Annotated in this window: 1 protein-coding gene; it reads left to right on the forward strand. The window is 44.4% G+C overall.

Going from position 1 to position 354, the window contains the following annotated elements:
• Positions 1–354: hypothetical protein (locus HMPREF9075_RS13410; protein WP_009414999.1), on the forward strand; the 354-nt coding region annotated here is incomplete at both ends.

Here is a 354-nt window from a genome sequence, read left to right on the forward strand (position 1 = left end):
ATATTAAAGATGTTACCCACTCTGCTACTGCTACCGCCACCGTAATAGTACTACCCCAAACCACGACACCTACCACATCAACTTCTACTACAACAAGCACCACAACTACACCTACTACTACCACAAGTACTACCACAACCCTTACTGCTCAAGACGATACTTACACTGTTACCTATAGCACTGAATCTCAATTAGTAGGCAGTGTTTATGATAACGACCATTACGGCACGGCTACCCCTACAGATAAAGAGGTGCGATTTCTAAAACTCAGTAGCAGTGTTGATAACAACGGAAAGTTTATCAGTACGACACGAGGTGGAATGCTCCAACTTCCTGTGGGTTTAGCTGTGGGTC

Source organism: Capnocytophaga sp. oral taxon 332 str. F0381 (assembly GCF_000318275.2).
GTDB lineage: Bacteria > Bacteroidota > Bacteroidia > Flavobacteriales > Flavobacteriaceae > Capnocytophaga > Capnocytophaga bilenii.